The following is a 19,464-nucleotide window of genomic DNA, read 5'->3' on the forward strand; positions in this document are numbered from 1 at the left end:
AAAGGGCCGTCCCCGGTTTTAGCCGGAGAGAGTCGATAAACAGCTTTGCCCGATCCATTTACACGGGATAACCCTCTTTTGGCTTTTCCCGCCGACGGAACGCATCCCTGTCCAGCGCCACGAGCGTTGAAATGAAAAATTCAAGCCAGACGGAGGCGTCATCGGTGACAAAATCGGGGTCCAAGGCGGCCCTCGACGCCAAACGGTCAATCTCCTCCTCGGGAAGGGGGATGAGGCCGAAAAGCATTTTGGTGATTTCGGGTTCATTGCCGTTTACAATCCGTCTTTCACCGTCCCCGTGGTTGAGCCAATCGAGGCGGAATTTTCCCGCCCATTTGTCGAAATAGACTCCTCGGATTACGGGGGGAATGCCGACCGGCTGTGAGAAATACAAGTGGAAGCGGTCAATCAGTCCGTTTCGCACCCGCACATCAATCCGCGGCACGGCATTGTGAGGGACGTAAAAAAACGGCGATCCCGTATTTTTGATTTTGAAACCGGTCAGGGAAAAATTCGCCTCCTCGCTGTTATGGATGATATCCCGCATCATCTCGGCCTTTTCGTTATCCAATCCGTACCGGTCAAGATGAGTGTCTTCATCGTTCAGGCCAAACGGCCGCGAACGGACAACAAGCCCCGAAGGGGAATCTTCCCCGTTTTTGCCATCCGCCGTTTCCGCTTCAAATTCCACTTTGGCGGAATAAGGGGGGATCATCTCCTCGGACAAGAGATGGATCCCGTCGAGGTTGATCTGCAGATCGGCCAACACCGCGCCACCCTTGTCGCGGCGAAGGGAGTTGACCTGAAATTCAACCCCCTTAATCGACCGGACCCGGTTTGTATTCCCACTGTTTTGAACAACCTCCCCCGCCTCTTTCAACTGATGGCGTTCGCCGGGGCGATAGACAACCCCCCGGTAAGAGGCGCCGGCCAAGAAGGGCCCTTTGACCCGAAGCCATTGGGGGAGGATCAACATCCCCGACTCACGGATGTCGGCGTCATAAAAAAGATCTCCGCTTAAGGCGAAAGGCCCGGTGACGGAACTCCGGCGAAGATCGGCCTGAATTGTTCCCGTCAGTTCTCCCGAAAAGACAAAGGGAAATTTTTCATCACCCTGCCTGAAGGCGAGCGCCAGATCGGGGAGGGGGATATCGAGATCGGCAATGGTAAAGGTCTGCTGTTTCGGGTTCCAGACGATTTCCCCTTCATAGATCACCCGCCTTTCGGCGACAAACGGGCCATCGGCCGTAAACTGAAAAACCCCCTTTACGTTTGCGATCGTTTCATCCGAATTTTTTGCATAACTCCCGACGACATCCTCGATTTCAAACCTGACCCCCTCCATCAACTCGAACGAAAAGCCGCTTAATTCAAAATTTTTCCCCGGAACGCCCGGCACGCCGTTCCACGAAACGGCCACAGGGTTTCGATCGACGGAAACGCCGGGGAGAGAGAGGACATTCCCGTCTCCGGAGAGATAGACCTGGGTGTCCTCATGCGTGTAAATGCCGCCCCCCTGCACCAGCACCGACTCGCTCCCGTTTTGGGTCATCCGCACCTCAAACTCATTGACCATCCGGCCGATGAGGTCGTTCAAACCGGTGGCGCCGCGGTTCAATTCAAGATCCGAAAAAAAGACATTCGCCTCGGCGGAACCCGAGGCGCCGCCGATAAAGGCCGGCAGTTCATCCGAATGGACCTCCAGCCATCCCCTGTACCGCCCCGTCTCGTCGTCGGCCACGCGGAAATCGACGGTGGCCGAGGCGGTGCGCCCTTCCTCATCCCCGGCGTTGCGCAAAAAATAAACCGGCAGACGCCCTTCGGCGGAGGTGATGCCGCGCGAGTCGAAATCGAGTTTTAAAGCACCCCCCGCAACCTTCGCCTCTTCTCCCAGCAGGGGATGGGGGAGATCGAGCACATAGCCGCCGTTTACAGAACGGAGTTTTATCTCCCCACTGTAAGAGGAAGGAAGAATCGACGCGAACAGACCGCCCCCCCCGCCGCTCTGTTGAACCGACTGCATAATTTCTTCCGCCATTTTTAAAAGGAGGTCCGAATTGAGGTCGCTCTGAAAACGCACCGATGGATCTCCAACCCAATCGCCTGCAAAGCCGGGGGCCCCAAAATCGCCGGCCAGACTCAAGTCGATATGAAGCAGGATATGAGAGTCTTTGTCGGGAGGAAGGTTCAAGGTCTTTCTGATCAAGGGATGCGAGGCGAGATCGATTTCCAGTTGGGGTCTGCCGCCGGAGACAATTATGCCGACGGCGGGGAGACGGTAGTAATCTTTGGTGTCTCCCACCACCGCCTTTACAACCGAACTGATTTTGGACAAAAGGGGCGAAAAACCGGCGCCGTCCCGTTTTTGAATCAGATCGACAATCTGTTCCGGCCTTAACGAGATCGAAACGCCTTTAAATGAAAAAAGATATGTCCCATCGGGCACGGCGGCCCGGCCGGCCTGAAGATTGAAGTAACCCTGAACGGTCGCCCCCGCCTCGTAATCGAGCGCTACCCATCCGCCTCCGGCGGACAATTTCACCCGTTCGGCCCGCTGGGTCCGTACCTTCAACTGCATCTCCCCCTGCGGGAGCGAGGCCGACCGCAAGAAACCTTCCGGAGGATCGGCGACGCGGCTTAGCTCTCTTTCCATCTGTTTTAAGTAGAGGTCTATCTTCTCCTGTGTGATGGAATGAGGCGGTCCGAGGCTTATTTTGTCCAGCAGTGCGGGAGCGGTGGCGGCAATCTCGAGAATTTCGTCCCATGAATTGACGGCAAGGCCGCCCAGGGGATAAAAACCTTCCACCCGGACGATCTCTTCAAATTCCCTTTTTTTCAGCCATGCCGTTGTCTTGCCGAGGGTGACCCGCACGGCATTTACCCGATATGGCGAGCGAAGCGCCCAGTCGCCGTTCCATTGTTCCCGGTTGACCGCCTCGTAGAATGAGGGGTCCACATCGATGACCTCCATTCTTCTTTGCTCCATCCACCAGTGAAAATATTTCTCTGCCCAGTCTTTGGGGAGTTTGTCGGGAAAGAGGGCGGTCAGATCGTCTTCCACCCACTCGAAAGGATAATCGTTGCGGAGGTAGACCGAATCATTGTTGGCGGCGTCGAGATAATCGGACTTGGAAAACGGATTGTCCGGTGTCGGATCAACGAGGAACTGGTAAGACGGCTCCTGTGAAATTTCGCGCGACATGATTTTTTTGGCTGACCCCAAAAAAACATCACCGTCACTTCAACAGGACGCAACTTCCACTTTTCTTGCTATTGGACTGTTCAACTCAAATGGGTTGGTCGAATTTGAAAAGAATTATCCGCCCCGGATTTTTCTTTGTCCAGATTAAACCGGAACACGATGCATTTTATGATGCACTGCATCCGTTATTATTATGACAATTACTTTTTTGCGTTCCACTATTGACGGCTGAAGAATTGATTACTGCCTCTCCTTCCCGAATTGGAAGGCGAGACTGTTTTGGCGTGCGGGGTCTTCGAGGGAGATGTTGACAAACGGCTCATCCTTTTTCCCCTCCGAAAAATCGAGGCGTGTCGTGATATGGTTATCCGAGGCATTGTCGCGCAGATCGAGGGCAAACAGGCCGCGCGCAAAGAAATCCTTGTCGGTAATCAGCGTCGCGTCGAAATGGCTGACATGCACGGTGGAACCGCCGATGTCTTTCCAGATGTTCCGGTAATATTCGAGTCCCCCTTCGGTCCACATGAAGTCCGATCTCCCTTTCTTGATCGTCACCGTTCCATCCACCAGATCGAGCCCCTTCAGTTGGGGTTTGATCTCCCCCGGCCTTTTTAAGTTCGGGGCGAGGATAACTTCAAATTGATTGACCAGCAGGTCGATTTCCGCCTCGTCAAACTGCGCCATCCCGTTGATGCCGGGAGCGCCCGGCGGCAGGAGCGATTGCCCCCTCCTGTTCACCATCAAACTGGAATCAACGGTCAGCTCCCCGGCGCCGCTTAACTCCATCCGGATCGGCTCTGCCTCCGCCTCTCCCGTCCTCTGCAGGGGTTTTACCGACAACAGATCGCCGTGCAGTTTAACCTCGCCTAAAAAGTCTGCGGCGATTTTTTTCGATTGAAGGCGCGCCGTCACTCCCGGGCCAAGAGGTTGAACGGTTGCAAAGGGGGTGTCGGTATCGATGGCAACCCGCCCCGTAAAATGGGCGGATGGCCTTGAGTTGTTTGAATTATCCACGCCCTTTTGGTAGCCGATTTCGGCTGATCCGTCGGAAAAATGAAACGCCACATCAAATCCTTTGGCATGAGTTGCCCCCTTTAATGCACCGTGATGTCTCGAGGCGATCTGACGCATGGACACATTCCCTCTGTCCGCGACCCCAAGGGTCACCGTGGCCTGCGGGATTTTCAGGCCGATTCCCCACCGGACGAGGCCGACATCTCCATTCCCGCCGGTTGCAAGAACCAGCGCCGAATCCATGCGCCCCTCTACCCCCGCCGCATTTTCGAGCAGAACATACCGTTCCATCAACCGCCCCTGTTCCCCTTCTTTTTTCCCCTTTTCCCGGTTGAAGACATGAACCTCCAGCGCGTCCGACGGATTAAAAGCAAACCCAATCCCGAGCCCCCACTTTCCTTCTTCATTTTTCTCCAGGCCGCCGGAAAGGCCTGAAAAGATGTTTTTTTGAGCCGAGTGAAGCATGTACGAGGGGCCCTCTTCCGAAAGATCGGCATATTCGATTGTCCTGATCCCCAGTTTTGCGGCGGTCATTGTAAAACGGTTTTCATCCGTCATCTTGAACGCAAGTCCCTCTGCCGAACCCTCTTCCAGAATCAACTGCTGATCCCCCGCTTCAATCACCAGCCGTTCCACCAGGGGAAAATCGAGCCGAACCGTTTTGTTCGCGTAATCGAAGTCGGCGACAAGCCGGTTCAGATCCGGATTACCGTGATCGCCATGAAAGGGACAGGCCTCTTCCAGACATTCGAACCGGATTTTGGCAAAACCCAGATTGTATTCGCCGTCAGGATCGAGCTTTGTGTCGATATGCAGAGACGTCAGATCTTTCGGGGAAAGAGGAGGGGTTCCTTCAAGGCTGTTCTTCTTTGCAGACCCAACCAGTAAATCAGGTTTATCCGAACCGGAAGACGGGGCGGTCGGAGCCCGACTGGCGGTCGGAGCCCGACTGGCGGAATCCAAGGGAGATTTGCCGTCCCCGGCCGATTGAATCAACTTCTCAAAATCGAGATCCGAAATCACCTTAAACCAGACCTCCAGATCGCGCGGATATTTTTCGTCGAAGCCGTGCTGTATGAGGAGTTCGCGCAGTTCCCCCGGCGTTTTTTTCCAGGCAAACTCCGTGGCCTTTTTCCGCGTCCACGAATCGGGCCAGGGGGAGATGTCGACAAAAATTTCGCCGGAGGCCAGATCGAAATAAAAACCGTTGATGGCCGCGACAGGGACAAACCCGAAGAGACGAACGCAGACATTCTCCGAAAAGTGGACATCGACATTCCGGATTTTTCCAAAACCATCCGGGGGTTCATCCTTTTCATAGTTAAAATCGAAATCGACGCTCGTGTTTTTGGCAAAATGATAATCGAACCATCCCGACTTTGCAGGATACGAACCCCCTTTGCCGCCGAAAAGGAGGAGCCCTTCGTGTCGTTTTTGCATCCGGCGCTGGGTTTTTTCAACCCATCCGTTGCGGGCCAAATCTTTGCAGAGAGGGCTTTTTTTCCGCCACTTTTTAAAATAATCGCGGTTGTATTTCTCCTTTGTGATTGTAATCAGCCCCTCCTCGGCCGAGAGCAACGCCTCGGCCGCCGGTTTGATGAGATCGGCGGGCGAGTCGATCTTTGCCTCCTCAAAACCGGACGGGGTTGTCTCCCCGGCCTCTTCAAAGATATCGCCCAAATCCTCCGGATTGAATCCATCGTCCAGATCAAGAGGGGTAAAGGGTGGGATGGTTGATTCATGGGGTATCCAGTCGATATCCAGCGAAAAAGCGACCGGCTCTTGCGCCAGCCATTTTTGGACAAGTTTCCGATTCGCCGGCGTGAGGGAGGCCAGATAACGATCGGCTTTCACACCGTTTAAATCGACTTTCAGTTTCCCCGTCAGTTGATCGGGGCGCGAGGAGGCAGAGTTCCAATCAAACCCTTCCAGACCAACCCGCGCATGAGCCTGTTCGATCAGCGCGATCAGCGCCTTCGTCTCCGGTTTTCCGTCGTAGGCGGCAAACCGGCCGTTCATATTGAGTCTGTCGACGGGAACCGATTTGTCATTCAAGTTGTCGGCGGCCGAGAGATTCCCCGTGAAGGTGAAAGAATATTTTTTTCCGTTCATCTCGGCGCTTAAAAAAGCGCCGGTGACTTGAAGATCGGCCGAGGCTTTGCCGTCGCGATAGCGAACCTCCCCCCCCAGACCGTGGATAAAAGAAAAGAGATCGCCCCGCGACGCCTTGACATCCGTCAGATCGAATGTCGAAGAAATTTCCTTCGTGTCCCGGTTGTACCGGGCGATGAGATCGTCCGCCGCCCCCCGCGCCGATCCGTTTTTTGTCTGTGCCTCAAACAGGAACGGAGCGGCAGAAAACGAATCGAATGACAACGGGATATCGGCCAGAAAATCAAATGCCCCCACCTCGAGACCCTTGTCAACATTGCGATAGCCTCCCGTGAGATTGACCGTCATCCCTTTTTCCCCCTGATCGATATCGGCAATGAACTGCGTCAAGGCGCCGTCATCGCGCAACGCCTCCGCCAGCACGCGGGCGCTCACCTTATCGATCATCCCCTTGAAATCGGTGGAATCGGATTCCCAGTCGGGGAAATAAAATTCCACCGCCACTTTCCCCTCTTGGGCGACTTCAAGACCATCGGCGTGAAACACTATTTCGGCGGACAATTTTTTCGTTTCGGTATTGAACCGGAATTGGATCTCGCCGGAGAATTCCATCACACCCTCCCCTTCAATTTTAATTTGCGTGACCGGAATAATACCGCGAAGTTCATAATTGGTGGGGGCATTCCAGTCGAAAAAGATTTGTGCATCGTTGATGGAGACGGCGACTTCACGCCCCCCCAATCGAATCATGAACTCGGTGTCGATATCGGACGCCAGGGCATATGAGTGAACCTCCGAATCGAAACGCGCATGCTCCGCCAAAAACCGGGCGATTTTTGAGCCGGTGTCTCCCTTCTTTTTTTCTTCCCCCTTTTCTTTCGGCCCGATGATCTTTTCCCGGTTGTACGAATCCCTCAAATCGGGGATCAGCTGTCTGATTTCATCAAGCGGAATTTTCTCCCTGAAGGCCCCCTTTTCGTCCGTCAGTTTTTCCAGCGCGGGAATGCGATGAAGCTCCGGCCCCAAACGCCAGGCAAAGATGGAATTGATGCCCGAGTCGAATAGATCTTCCTGCCTCCCCGATAAAAAATCGACCCCTTCCTGCAGGACGTCACTGCAAAACCGGTCGAGAAAATCCGGAAACCAGGAGCTGTGGATATTCGGGACATCGAAAATCAGGACAGGATGGCCGTTGTCAATACGAATGCCGCGGATCGGGATTTCGTAATTCGATTTTTGGACAAACGCCGAATCGGAATCGAGCGAAAGAATCAGCCGCCCCCCTTTTGATTCGATAAAGGCGCCGGAATTCAGGATCAGTGCGTCTTCCTGGATGTTGGGAGGAAATTCAAGCGTGCCGAGGTCGATCTGGATGCGGTAGTCGAACCAATGGGGGAGTTCCAGGTGAATGACCAGCGGATCATCCGTTTGGATTAAGATGGGCGTTTCGAAACGATCGACTCGAACGGGGCCTTTGGTCTGCGTCTTTTCCGGGACAGCGGCTCCCCTTCCTGTCCCCCAGTCTCCCAAATGGATTAACGGATGTCCTTTCCATTCCACGTCGGGGATTTTTTTTGGAAGACGAAAATCGGCGTCCGTGACATGCGGGCGTGCAATCGCCTCGGCGGCATTGTTGATCGTTTCATCCACGCACGACCGGAGGGATTCATCGACGTGGTCTTCCGGACGATCGGAGAAATAAAGGGAAGGGAAACGGCCGGAGATGTTGCATGAATCAGGCATGGGTTCCTTTTGCGAATACTCCCTTATCGGCTGAAACGCAAAAAAAGTTGCGGGGAAAATGAAGTGAAAGTAACGTGACATTCAAAAAGGCTTTACTACGGCAAAGTAGAAAATGGCGGGGATAATGAGGGCCAGCATCGGAATAATCCAGCGGTAAAAAATCTTCCGGCGCCTCAAGAATTTTTGCCAAACCGGATTTTTAATGTTGTCTCCCAAACGACGGGCCTTTCGGTAGAGATAGTGCGAAATCCAGATGTCCACGATTTCAATCAGCACAACCAACCCAACCAGCATCAGCTTTTTGGAAAACCAGGGTTGATCGATGACATGCCAACCCATCTTTTCGACCATGGCAACGCCGCTGGCCAGGAGAAAAAGAAATGCAACATGCTCGACGATAAGCACCTGCTCGTAATTTTTTTCGACCCACACCAGAGGAACGGACGATTTTTCGCGATGGGCCTTCAACAAGAACCAGTAGGCGCCGAGGGAGGGGCCAAGCCAGAGAACGACAGCGACAACGTGGATGAGCTTGTAAACAAGATAGCTCATTTTTTACCTTTCATGAGAAAGGCAAGACAAAAAAGCCACAAAAGAAATGCCGTCATGAGCGCCCCTGTGACGATGACCATCGCCATTTTGTATTTCAATAAAGTAACGACCGAGAGAGCAAGACCCAGAAACCAGACAACGAGCCCCCCCTTGGCCCAGCTTTTGGAAACCGTCGCGCTTTGGAGCGTAACGATGTTAAGGACAAGCCCGCCGACACTGTACAGCCCGTTTCCCAAAAAGCCGGTCAGCAGTTCGGACAAGCGGGCCCACGCCGTCATCTGATGGACGAACGTTCCCCCCGCCTCGGTGGGAATATTCTGCAGGGCGGCCCATTTGGGAATGACGGCGATATACATCACGTCGGCAATGGTGTCGGGCACCAACCCCATCGCCGCCAGTAGAACGCCAAAAACAATCAGCGGACGACTTGAAGGCGCATCGACAAAAAATCCCCAGGCGACAAAAAAGTAGATAAGCGCCACCGCCGCCGCGATCCAGACGAGCCAGCCAAAAACCCAGAGCCAATAAAAGTCGCGAAGATAGGCCGTTTGCGCCTCGAAATGGCCGTCCAGCCCCAGCCCGGGGCGGATGAGAAAAAGCATGGCAAGGGAGGCGCTACCGTTGAAAAGAAAGGCGATGATGGTGGCGCGTCTGAAGGACTTTATATCGTGCATCACGCAAAATCATGTATACCCTTTTTTTGGGATCAAAGCGAATCAGAAAACAGTGGATGCCTCCGGCGAATGTGAGATATAAGCTTCTTGTGAAGCTTTTTGTTGTCCTGCACCTGATCGGCCCTGCTCTTCTTTTTTACTCCATTGCCTATTTTTTCGCCCGGCCGGACGATTGGACCGGCCCGGCGGTGATGATCCCCGTCGGTCTGATCATCACTCTTCTGGCCCAGTATTTCGGGCTTAAGCGGATCCGGAAAGAAACAAAAACCTACTGGCGGATTGTCCTTATCGGCACGCAAATCGCGGGACCCGTGGGGGGCGTGATCATCGGGGTCATGATTTATCTCCTCCTGACGAATCGATTATAACTCACCAAACAGCCGACAGCTATACCGACGCGCGGGCGGTATAGAGGAATTTTTTGAAGGAAGAGAAGGTATCGATGACGGCAGTCGGCTCGTATCCGCAGTGGACCATACAGTCGGCGCATTTGGGGTGGTTGCCGGTTCCGTATTTTTCCCACTCGGTTGTTTCCATCAGCTCTTTGAATGTTTTGGCGTACCCTTCGCCGAGGAGATAGCACGGCTTTTGCCAGCCAAAGACATTGCGGGTGGGGTTTCCCCACGGGGTGCACCGGTATTCGATTTTTCCCATCAGAAAATCGAGAAAGAGCGGCGATTGGTTGAACCTCCATGTCTTTTTGGGATTGGACAACACCTTGCTGAAAAACCCCCGTGCCCGTTCGCGGCGCAAAAAATGCGTCTGGTCGGGGGCCTTCTCATACTGATACCCCGGCGAGACCATCATCCCTTCCACGCCGAGTTCCATCGCAAAATCAAAAAACTTGCGGACATCCTCCGGATTTTCACCGTCGAAAAGGGTGGAATTGGTGGTCACGCGGAACCCCTTTTCCTTTGCCGCCTTGATCGCCTTGACGGCCACATCGAAAATCCCCTCCCGCGAGACCATTTCGTCGTGGACATGTTTGAGGCCGTCGAGATGGATGCTGAAGGTCAAGTATCTGGAAGGACGAAACAGATCGAGTTTTCTTTCCAGCAGGATGGCGTTGGTGCAGAGGTAAATATAGCGCTTTTGTTTGATAAGCCCTTCAACAATCTGATCGATTTCCGGATGGATAAGCGGTTCGCCGCCGGGGAGCGAGACCATCGGGGCGCCGCACTCCTCGGCTGACTGAAGACACTCCTCGACCGACAGCCGTTTCTGAAGCGTTTCTTCCGGAAACTGGATTTTCCCGCACCCCTTGCATTCGAGATTGCACCGAAAAAGGGGCTCAAGCATCAGCACGAGGGGATAGCGTCTTACCCCTTTGAGCTTCTGCCCCATGATGTACGAAAAGACCCGCAGACCTTGAGATAAAGGAACAGCCACTAAAACGTGAATCGTGGATCGTGGATCGTGGATCGAAAAGGGAACCGCCGATCAGAAACCACAACTCTAGATTATGCCATTTGCATAATTTTCTGGACCAATTTCGAAATACCGGCCTCCGCCTCAGCGATATTCTGCGCCAGCATATAGGCCGGGGTGGAGACTATCCTGTTTTTTTCATCAACGCAAATGTCATCCACCGGCCTCATTTGATGCACCGCCCCCATTTTTTCCAATGCCTTGGCAGTGAAGGCATCGGCGCCGATGGTGAGTTGAACCTTTTTGGGACCAAGGACGCGCGCACCGATAGCCGGTGCAATGCAGATAAACCCGATCGGTTTTCCGGCGGAATGAAATTCTTCAATCACCCGACCTACCTCGGGATGGACGGTGCAATCGGCCCCCTTTTGGCCAAAATCACAAAGATTGAGCGCCGCCCCATATCCCCCCGGGAAGATGAGGGCATCGGCTGATGAACCCTTCAATTCTTTCAGATCCTTGATTTGCCCCCGCGCAATCCGGGCCGACTCGACAAGGATATTTCTCTTTTCACCCGTGGCGTCATTGCTTAAATGATTGGTAACGGTGGTCTGATTGCCTCCGGGGGCGAAAAAGAGGGGGGCACCGCCGTTTTTGACCACGGCCAAAAGCGTCAGGACCGACTCATGGATCTCCGAACCATCCTTGACCCCGCACCCCGAAAGGACAATGGCGATTTTTTTGGGCATGCCGATGGAGTCAAGCAAAGCCGCACAAAAATTACAACCCCATTTTAACTTGACCGGATTCAAAGGCGAATGGTAGCCCCAACCCTTGGTGTAAAAACTAGATCAAAGGGCCACCCCTTCATTGATGTAAAAACATACATTGAAGAGAGGGGTAGCCATTCGCCACTTCCTCCATGGAAAGAACCATAGAAACCATCGAAATGGGTGAAAAGGCGATGGACGAGATTGTCTCACTCGCCAAACGCCGCGGCTTTGTTTTCCAATCGAGCGAAATCTACGGTGGCATCAACGGGTTTTGGGATTTCGGCCCCGTCGGCGTTGAATTGCGCCGGAAAATCAAGGATTTCTGGTGGAAGCGGATGGTCTACGACCGTGAGGACGTTGTCGGCGTCGACACCTCGATTATCGCCCACCCCGAAACATGGAAGGCCTCCGGGCATCTCGACTGTTTTTCCGACCCGATGGTCGATTGCAAAAAATGCAAACACCGCTTTCGTGCGGACGAATTGCAGGGCCCCGTGGCCGACTCGGTTCATGGCCACAAGCCGGCATTGAAAAAGTGTCCTGACTGCGGCGGGGAGTTGACCGAGGCAAAGCAATTCAACCTCATGTTCCAGACGCATGTCGGCGCCAGCCAGGATTCAACCTCCGTCGCCTATCTTCGGCCCGAGACCTGCCAGTCGATTTTCACGCAGTTTAAAAACGTCCTCACCACCTCGCGGCAGAAAATTCCCTTCGGCATTGCGCAGATCGGCAAAAGTTTCCGCAACGAAATTACGCCGCGCAATTTTATTTTCCGTTCGCGCGAGTTTGAACAGATGGAGTTGGAGTTCTTCATCCGCCCCACCGAGGCCGAAGGGAAAAAATGGTACGAATACTGGAAGGCCGAACGGTTGAAATGGTTTTACGATCTGGGGATCAAAAAAGAAAGTCTGCGGCAACGGGAGCACGCCAAAGACGAACTGGCCCACTACGCGCGGGCCTGTGTCGATGTGGAATACAACTTTCCCATCGGCTGGTCGGAGCTTGAGGGGATCGCCGACCGTTCAAATTACGATCTTTCGCAACACATGAAGTTCTCCAAAAAGGATCTGCAATACTTCGACGATGAAGCAAAGGAAAAATATGTGCCGGCGGTGGTTGAATGTTCGGTGGGGGTTGACCGGACTTTTTTGACGATCCTCTGCGACGCCTTTGCGAAGGACAAGGTGGAAGGGGAAGAGCGGATCGTCATGCGGTTTGCCCCGCATATCGCCCCCTTTCAGGCGGCGGTCTTTCCGTTGTCCCGCAAGCTGGCTCTGCCAGCCCACATACTGGAAAAGGATCTGCGCAAACATTTTCAAACAGATTTCGACGATATCGGCTCAATCGGCAAACGGTACCGTCGGCATGACGAAATCGGCACGCCGTTTTGCATCACCTACGATTTTCAGTCGGAAGAGGACAAGAAAGTCACAGTGCGCGATCGGGATACGACCAAACAGGATCGCATCGCGATCGATCAGGCGGGGAATTATTTGAGGGACAAATTACGCACGTAGGGGCAGGGCTTGCCCTGCCCGACAAGGGCGCGGCAAGCCGCGCCCCTACAATTATATGTTTGAAAACAGCAACCTCGAAATGACTTTAAAAAAATCCAAAAAAACAAAAAAACCGGGTAGTCGTAAAAAGAAATTCGTCTATTTCTTCGGCGATGGAAAAGCCGACGGCAATGCCTCGATGAAAAATCTTCTGGGGGGCAAGGGGGCCAATCTGGCCGAAATGGTAAACTTAAGCATCCCCGTCCCCCCCGGATTCACCATCACCACCGAGGTCTGCACCGCTTTTTACGAAAACGACAAGCGTTATCCCTCCGGCCTTCGCGAAGAGGTGGAGGCCAACCTCGCCAAAATCGAAAAAACGATGGGGGCTAGCCCCGTGGGTCTCCGTTTCGGCGACCCGAAAAATCCGCTCCTTCTTTCGGTCCGTTCCGGCGCGCGGGCCAGCATGCCGGGGATGATGGACACCATTCTGAATCTCGGCCTAAACGAGACGGTCACGGAGGGGATTGCCCGGGCGTCCGGAAATCCCCGTTTTGCCTACGACAGCTACCGCCGTTTCATCCAGATGTACTCGGATGTCGTGATGGGGATGGACTCGCAGGCGCTGGAACGCCTTATCGAACAGAAAAAGGAAAGCCGTAGTGTCAAGCTGGACACCGAACTGACCGCCGATGACTGGAAGGAGCTGATCGAAAAATTCAGGGCCAAAATCCGCGAAAATCTGGGGCGCGACTTTCCCGATGATCCCGTGGAACAGCTCTGGGGGGCGATCGGCGCGGTGTTCGGGTCGTGGATGACCAAACGGGCGGTGGAATACCGGCGGATTCACAACATCCCCTCCCACTGGGGGACGGCAGTGAACGTTCAGGCGATGGTTTTCGGAAATATGGGGAACGACTGCGCCACCGGCGTCGCCTTCACGCGCGACCCCTCCACCGGTGAAAAAAGGTTTTTCGGCGAATACCTGATCAACGCGCAGGGGGAGGATGTGGTGGCGGGTATCCGAACGCCGCAACCAATAAACATTGAAGCCAGACAAAAAAACGGCGTCAATCTCCCCTCCATGGAAGAGACGCTTCCGGAATGTTACCGCCGGCTTGTCAAGATTTACCGGAAACTCGAGTCTCACTACCGCGACATGCAGGATATCGAGTTTACCGTTCAGAACAAAAAACTCTGGATGCTCCAGACAAGGAACGGCAAGAGAACCGCACAGGCGGCCATTAAAATCGCCATCGATCTGGTCAAAGAAAAAAAGATCAGCGTCAAGGAGGCGATCGGCCGCATCGATCCAAACCAGCTTGACCAGTTGCTTCATCCCACCCTCGACCCCAAGGCCAAGAAAGAAATCATCACCAAGGGGCTTCCCGCATCGCCGGGGGCCGCTTCCGGAGCGGTTGTTTTTAATGCCGAAGATGCCGTCGCCGCCGCTGGGCGGGGTGAAAAGGTTATTCTGGTACGCACCGAAACATCTCCGGAAGACATTCACGGCATGAACATGGCGGAAGGGATCTTGACCGCTCGCGGCGGGATGACAAGCCACGCCGCGGTGGTGGCCCGTGGGATGGGAAAATGCTGTGTCGCCGGTTGCGGAGAGATCCGGATCAGCGAGGTGGACGAATATTTTACGGCGGACCCCCGCCAGCCTGGCTCCGGCCGTCAACCGGACCGAGGCGGTCTGCCAGGCTCCGGCCGCCGGGTGAAGAAGGGGGAGTGGATTACGCTCAATGGTTCCACGGGAGAGGTGATGCTGGGGCGCGTGCCGACCACCGATCCGAAGCTCTCCGGAGATTTCGCAACTCTCATGAAATGGGTTGACCGCTACCGCGTTCTTCAGGTGCGCACCAATGCCGACACGCCGAACGATGCCCGGGTGGCCCGCAACTTCGGCGCCGAGGGGATCGGCCTCTGCCGAACCGAACATATGTTTTTCGAAACCGACCGGATCGAGGCGGTGCGGGAGATGATTCTGGCCGATACAAAGGCCGACCGCGACCGCGCCCTGGCGAAGATTTTGCCCATGCAGAAAGGGGATTTTAAGGAGATTTTCCGCGTGATGAAAGGGTTGCCTGTCACCATCCGTCTGCTCGACCCTCCCCTGCATGAATTTCTGCCGCATCACGAGGAGGAGCTGATGGCCATCGCCGCGAACTTGAGGGTCCCGGTGGAAAAAATCAGTGCCAAAAACGAATCGCTCAAAGAGGCCAACCCGATGCTGGGGCACCGCGGATGCCGGCTGGGGATCACCTTTCCGGAGATCTACGAAATGCAGACGCGCGCCATCATGGAGTCTGCCTGCGAACTGGTCCGCAATGAAAATTTAAGGCTCGTCCCCGAAATCATGATCCCGCTCGTCGGGCACATGAATGAATTGAAAATTTTGCGCGAAAAGGTCGATGCCGTTTGCCGGCAAGTCATCGACGAAGCACAGGTGAAAATGACTTACCTCATTGGAACGATGATCGAACTCCCGCGGGCCGCCGTGACGGCCGACGAAATCGCAGTACATGCCGACTTCTTCAGTTTTGGCACCAATGACCTGACGCAGACCACCTTCGGCCTCTCCCGCGACGATGCCCAGAAATTCCTGCCGTTTTACGTTGAAAACCACATTCTCGAACACGACCCGTTCGTTATACTCGACCGGGGGGGTGTGGGGGTTCTCATCAGGATTGCCGGCGAAAAGGGGCGTAAGGTCAAAAAGAACCTCAAGATGGGGATCTGCGGCGAGCATGGCGGCGAACCGCAGTCGATCAAGTTCTGCCACGAAACGGGGCTTGATTATGTAAGCTGTTCCCCATACCGTGTGCCGATCGCCCGGCTTTCAGCCGCCCAGGCGGCGATTAAAACAAATTCCAAAAACCAATGATCAAATTCCAAACAAGCGACAAAACCGAAGATTCAAAGTTCAAATTGAAAATTAGTAGTTTGTTTTTTTGGAATTTATTTGGAATTTGGATTTTGGGATTTGGAATTTGTCTTTTAGGGTGCGCCTCCGAGAACGACATCTTTCCCCCGGCCAACACCTCGCTCGATCCCGCGGACCTGGAACTCCCCAATCCCATCGCCATTGCCGTCGATCCGGCCAACAGCCAGATCATCGTGGTGAATTCCAACGTCGATTTTTTCTTTGAAGAGGGGACACTGGCCACACTTTCAGTGGATGCAACCGATCCGAATGCCCCGGTCCTGACCGCCACCGCCATGGTTGCTTCCCCCAGTTTCGGCGGACAGATCGCCTTTGACGGTACCGAAGCCTATATCCCCTTTCGCGAAAGCCCGGATGATTCGGATAACGATCAGGTGAAAAAATTCACCATCGGCAACGGCTCCATTGCCGAGACGGCCACGGGGACAACCGGTGAAAATCCCTTCGGCATTGCGCTATCCGGCTCCTCGGTTTTGGTGGTCAGCGACGATCAACTGGATATTTTCAACACCGATCTCGCTTCTACAGCCGCCGTTGATCTGACCGTGGCCGAGGAGGCCGACATCGACGACGCCGACTCGAGCTATGTGGAACATGTGGCGGTTGACACGGCAACCAACCGGGCCTTCATCACCAACCGGCTCGGAAAAATCCTGGTGGTTGACCTTGACACCAACACCGTTTCGCATGTAATCGCCGGTTCTTTAAGTTCACGCGGCATTGCCGGCGATGGAACTCTTCTTTATATCGTCGACGGCGACCCCCCGGCCCTGTGGGTTTACGATCCGGGACGATTGACCGATCCGGACACCGCGCCGGAAGAGGTGGACGACTCGGAGCTGGTGGTTGCTATCATCGATCTGGGAGAAAGCCCAAACGGCATTGCGGTCGATACAGCCAACGGGCGCGCCTATGTCGCCAATTCGGATGACCGAAGCGTCTCGGTTGTCGACCTGACCCTTTTTGAAGAAATAGACCGCATCTCGCTGAAAGACGACGACACCGGTTTTGACGAGGGGAAAGACCCGTTCGGCCTTGCCGTGGGAACATTCGGGGGCGCCGATCTTGTTTTTGTCGCCAATTTCAGCTCAAACACGATTGCGGTGATCAATGCCGACACACTGGAGGTTGTAGCGTCATTCCCATAATATGAAACGTTTCTTTTTCGTTTTTCTTTTTTTGGTTGGTGTTGCCGCCTGCGGAAGCAGTGGAGAAGAATCAATCTTCACCGATCCCCTTCTGACAGCCATCGACTCGACCAACGATCGCCTCTTTGTGGCCGAGGCGGGCGGCGTTCTCTTTGCCTTCACCGCCTCCACAATCGACGAAATCGGCGATCAGCCGATTGTGGAAGACGATGATGACGACGCCATTCACAACCTTTTGCCCGTTTCGCCGACACAGATGGCGGCCATCGACGTGGATGGCGTCTCAAGACTTTTCATTACAGGCGTTCAGGCCGATGATGACGACGATAATGTGACAAACCGGATTCTTGTCCTCGATTTCGACGGAGCAACGTTTGCCGAGGCCTCTTTTTCTCCCATTATCGTCGGCGATGGCGATGATACGACCGATGACTCGGCAAACCTGTTGGGCGGTTTGGCGGTGGATGAGACCAACGGTCGCCTGTATGTGACCGATGCCACAACCGGCCGTCTTTCGATTTTCAGCACTGCCGACGGCACGGAGACGGCGCCGGCGATAGCCGTTGATGGAACTCCCAACCGGATGAGCCTGGACGGCAACCGGCTCTATATCGCCAATACCATCGACACCGCCGACGACCAGGTCATTACCGTCGTCAACACGGACGATTTGACGACGACTGAAATCGATCTGGATATCCCCACCAATGATATCTCGGTTGAATCCAACGACAGCGGCACGGTTCTGCTGGCAAAACATTCAACCGTCCAGCAGGTTCTGGTCAGAACCGTGGACACAACCACTTATGCCGCCTCGACGGCCATTCCTGTCGGCGATGATTCGGCGGTTGACGGGGAAATTAATTCAGGCAACGGCATCTCCGCCGCTGTCGGCGGGGTTGTTTTGACCAAAGACTCCGCCGGCACTCTTTATGGCTACGTGCCACAGGCGGATGGCATTGTTGAACTCCTCACCATCGCGAGCAATCTTTCGTCATTTACGGCCACGGCATTGGAAACCCTTGCGGAGATTCTTGAAGCGCCGGTGGTCATGACTGATTCTTCTGAAAACGGCGTGATCGTCTATATTCCCGCCTCGGGAAGCGGCGATCTTGTTTTCACGGATGTGGCCAGCGACGAGCTGGATGGGCGGTTCTAGATGGAATCCTCTTCCGGCCATTCGGGGGCCAGTTCGGGAACATGGGTGGAAATCACGTACACAACCGCTTTGATGTCATCCACAAAACTCAAATCCGCCGTTCCATCCTCAAAAAAGACCTGATGCACGTCGTCTTTCACAGCCTGCCAGTCAATTCCGGAATCGGGCGGATAGGTGTAGGACAGCAAATCGATGATCGCGTCGAGATCATCGGAGGTATAGGACGCATTGTAGGTAAGGGTGCCAGACTGATATTCCTTACAGTAATCGACAACAGCGGGGGCGTAGGCTAAAGTTTCGCTTCCCATTTCATTCAAAAAATCTTGGCCGGCTCCTTCGAGGGCGTTTGCCGCGCCGTAGGCGCCGCCGTTATAGGCCGCCGCCTGCCAGAGGGCCTTGCCATCATCGCTTTGGAAAAGGTCCGATGCGGCATCATACAGTTCCTCGTAACTATCATACAGGAGGTACTGTTGCCATTGGTAATAGAGGGCCGAGGCGACGATCCCAAAATTGAAATTCACGACGCTGGAAACCTCCTCTCCGTCGATCTCGCCGGCGGTGGGATTGATGGTGAGCCGGTATTGGTCCTCATCGGGTTCTTCCCCAAAATAAGATTCGGGATCGACAAACAGGTCGTCGGGGTAATCGTCGCCGCTTCGACTGCTCCAGTACCAGTAATTAACGCGAGTGGGATAGCTTTCGTTCAACTGGGCCTGTCCGTAATAGTTCGTGATCTGAAAACACCCTTCACCCCCCGCTGTGGAGACAGCCGCGCAGTTTCCGGATGACTCCTGCGTCATGACCCCAAGGAGAAAATAGGGATTGATTTTCTGCCGAACCGAGACCCACGAGATGAAAAAAAGATCCTCCGGGGAGAGAAGAAGATCCAGACCGTTGACCGATCCATTCACCTCGTTGAGGACAAAAGTGGAGATAAGATTCGGGTCGTAGTCGAAGTTGCAGACGTCGTCGTCAAGGGGTTCCTGTTCGTCGGTCCGGATGAACGAATCGGGAATTTCGTCGTAGGGGGCGCCGCAGGCCGAGTCGTCGACGCATAAATTCGAGAGATCGGCCGATGCGTAGATATCCTGCGCCCCCGGCGACGGACTCCCGCTGATATCGTGGACATTGTTGGAGTCGTCGTCATCGCCGCCGGAAAAGAGGCCAAAAAAAGGATCCCACCCGCAGGAAGTGAAGAGGAAAAGCGCCAGGAAGGCCGCCAAATTTTTGTTGGGCAATTTGCAATGGCTTGGTGTATGCAAATTATGCGACT

General features: G+C 54.3%; 12 protein-coding genes. 5 read left to right on the top strand and 7 right to left on the bottom strand.

The features are described 5' to 3' along the window. Positions 1 to 58: 58 nt before the first annotated feature. The 4 genes from HYU99_04720 to HYU99_04735 form a co-directional block, all read right to left on the bottom strand. Positions 59 to 3,202 carry a hypothetical protein gene (locus HYU99_04720; GenBank protein ID MBI2339654.1) on the bottom strand — a complete coding sequence of 1,048 codons (3,144 nt, stop codon included), beginning with the start codon at positions 3,200 to 3,202 and terminating at the stop codon, positions 59 to 61. 240 nt (positions 3,203 to 3,442) lie between these two features. Beyond that, positions 3,443 to 8,071 (bottom strand): hypothetical protein, encoded by a 4,629-nt coding sequence (locus HYU99_04725; protein MBI2339655.1) that lies wholly within the window; start codon positions 8,069 to 8,071, stop codon positions 3,443 to 3,445. Between the two features lie 81 nt (positions 8,072 to 8,152). After that, positions 8,153 to 8,623, bottom strand: coding sequence for a DUF2269 family protein (locus HYU99_04730; GenBank protein MBI2339656.1), 471 nt, complete (start codon positions 8,621 to 8,623; stop codon positions 8,153 to 8,155). After that, positions 8,620 to 9,300, bottom strand: a complete 681-nt coding sequence (locus tag HYU99_04735) for a hypothetical protein (GenBank protein ID MBI2339657.1) — start codon at positions 9,298 to 9,300, stop codon at positions 8,620 to 8,622. Before HYU99_04735 ends, HYU99_04730 begins: the two co-directional genes overlap by 4 nt. 68 nt (positions 9,301 to 9,368) lie before the next feature. Between HYU99_04735 and HYU99_04740 the strand changes: the two genes are divergently transcribed. Then, the gene (locus HYU99_04740; protein MBI2339658.1) at positions 9,369 to 9,665 is read left to right on the top strand and encodes a hypothetical protein; all 297 of its coding nucleotides are present in this window, start codon (positions 9,369 to 9,371) and stop codon (positions 9,663 to 9,665) included. Positions 9,666 to 9,684: 19 nt separating this feature from the next. Here HYU99_04740 and hpnH read toward each other — a convergent pair whose 3' ends face one another. Then, positions 9,685 to 10,686, bottom strand: coding sequence for an adenosyl-hopene transferase HpnH (gene hpnH, locus HYU99_04745; protein ID MBI2339659.1), 1,002 nt, complete (start codon positions 10,684 to 10,686; stop codon positions 9,685 to 9,687). Positions 10,687 to 10,757: 71 nt separating this feature from the next. Next, positions 10,758 to 11,414, bottom strand: a complete 657-nt coding sequence (gene elbB / locus HYU99_04750; GenBank protein ID MBI2339660.1) for an isoprenoid biosynthesis glyoxalase ElbB — start codon at positions 11,412 to 11,414, stop codon at positions 10,758 to 10,760. A 215-nt stretch (positions 11,415 to 11,629) separates the two neighbouring features. Between elbB and HYU99_04755 the strand changes: the two genes are divergently transcribed. The 4 genes from HYU99_04755 to HYU99_04770 all read left to right on the top strand — a co-directional run bounded on the left by HYU99_04755 (position 11,630) and on the right by HYU99_04770 (position 18,191). Then, positions 11,630 to 12,955 (top strand): glycine--tRNA ligase, encoded by a 1,326-nt coding sequence (locus HYU99_04755; protein ID MBI2339661.1) that lies wholly within the window; start codon positions 11,630 to 11,632, stop codon positions 12,953 to 12,955. Positions 12,956 to 13,010: 55 nt separating this feature from the next. Beyond that, the gene (locus tag HYU99_04760; GenBank protein MBI2339662.1) at positions 13,011 to 15,824 is read left to right on the top strand and encodes a pyruvate, phosphate dikinase; all 2,814 of its coding nucleotides are present in this window, start codon (positions 13,011 to 13,013) and stop codon (positions 15,822 to 15,824) included. 92 nt (positions 15,825 to 15,916) lie between these two features. Continuing rightward, positions 15,917 to 17,032 carry a YncE family protein gene (locus tag HYU99_04765; protein MBI2339663.1) on the top strand — a complete coding sequence of 372 codons (1,116 nt, stop codon included), beginning with the start codon at positions 15,917 to 15,919 and terminating at the stop codon, positions 17,030 to 17,032. A gap of 1 nt (position 17,033) precedes the next feature. After that, entirely contained in the window at positions 17,034 to 18,191 is a 1,158-nt protein-coding gene (locus HYU99_04770; protein MBI2339664.1) for a hypothetical protein, read from the top strand. Here the strand turns inward: HYU99_04770 and HYU99_04775 are convergent. After that, positions 18,188 to 19,414: a hypothetical protein gene (locus HYU99_04775; GenBank protein MBI2339665.1), complete on the bottom strand. Its 1,227-nt coding sequence runs from the start codon at positions 19,412 to 19,414 to the stop codon at positions 18,188 to 18,190. The genes HYU99_04770 and HYU99_04775 overlap by 4 nt on opposite strands. Positions 19,415 to 19,464 lie beyond the last annotated feature (50 nt).

Source organism: Deltaproteobacteria bacterium (assembly GCA_016183175.1).
GTDB lineage: Bacteria > UBA10199 > UBA10199 > UBA10199 > SBBF01 > JACPFC01.

What these genes read in the sequence shown, in the direction of transcription:
- HYU99_04755 (MBI2339661.1), top strand. Translation starts at nt 11,630, where the DNA reads ATGGACGAGATTGTCTCACTCGCCAAACGCCGCGGCTTTGTTTTCCAA.
- HYU99_04725 (MBI2339655.1), bottom strand. Translation starts at nt 8,071, where the DNA reads ATGCCTGATTCATGCAACATCTCCGGCCGTTTCCCTTCCCTTTATTTC.
- HYU99_04770 (MBI2339664.1), top strand. Translation starts at nt 17,034, where the DNA reads ATGAAACGTTTCTTTTTCGTTTTTCTTTTTTTGGTTGGTGTTGCCGCC.
- elbB (MBI2339660.1), bottom strand. Translation starts at nt 11,414, where the DNA reads ATGCCCAAAAAAATCGCCATTGTCCTTTCGGGGTGCGGGGTCAAGGAT.
- HYU99_04720 (MBI2339654.1), bottom strand. Translation starts at nt 3,202, where the DNA reads ATGTCGCGCGAAATTTCACAGGAGCCGTCTTACCAGTTCCTCGTTGAT.
- HYU99_04730 (MBI2339656.1), bottom strand. Translation starts at nt 8,623, where the DNA reads ATGAGCTATCTTGTTTACAAGCTCATCCACGTTGTCGCTGTCGTTCTC.
- HYU99_04760 (MBI2339662.1), top strand. Translation starts at nt 13,011, where the DNA reads ATGTTTGAAAACAGCAACCTCGAAATGACTTTAAAAAAATCCAAAAAA.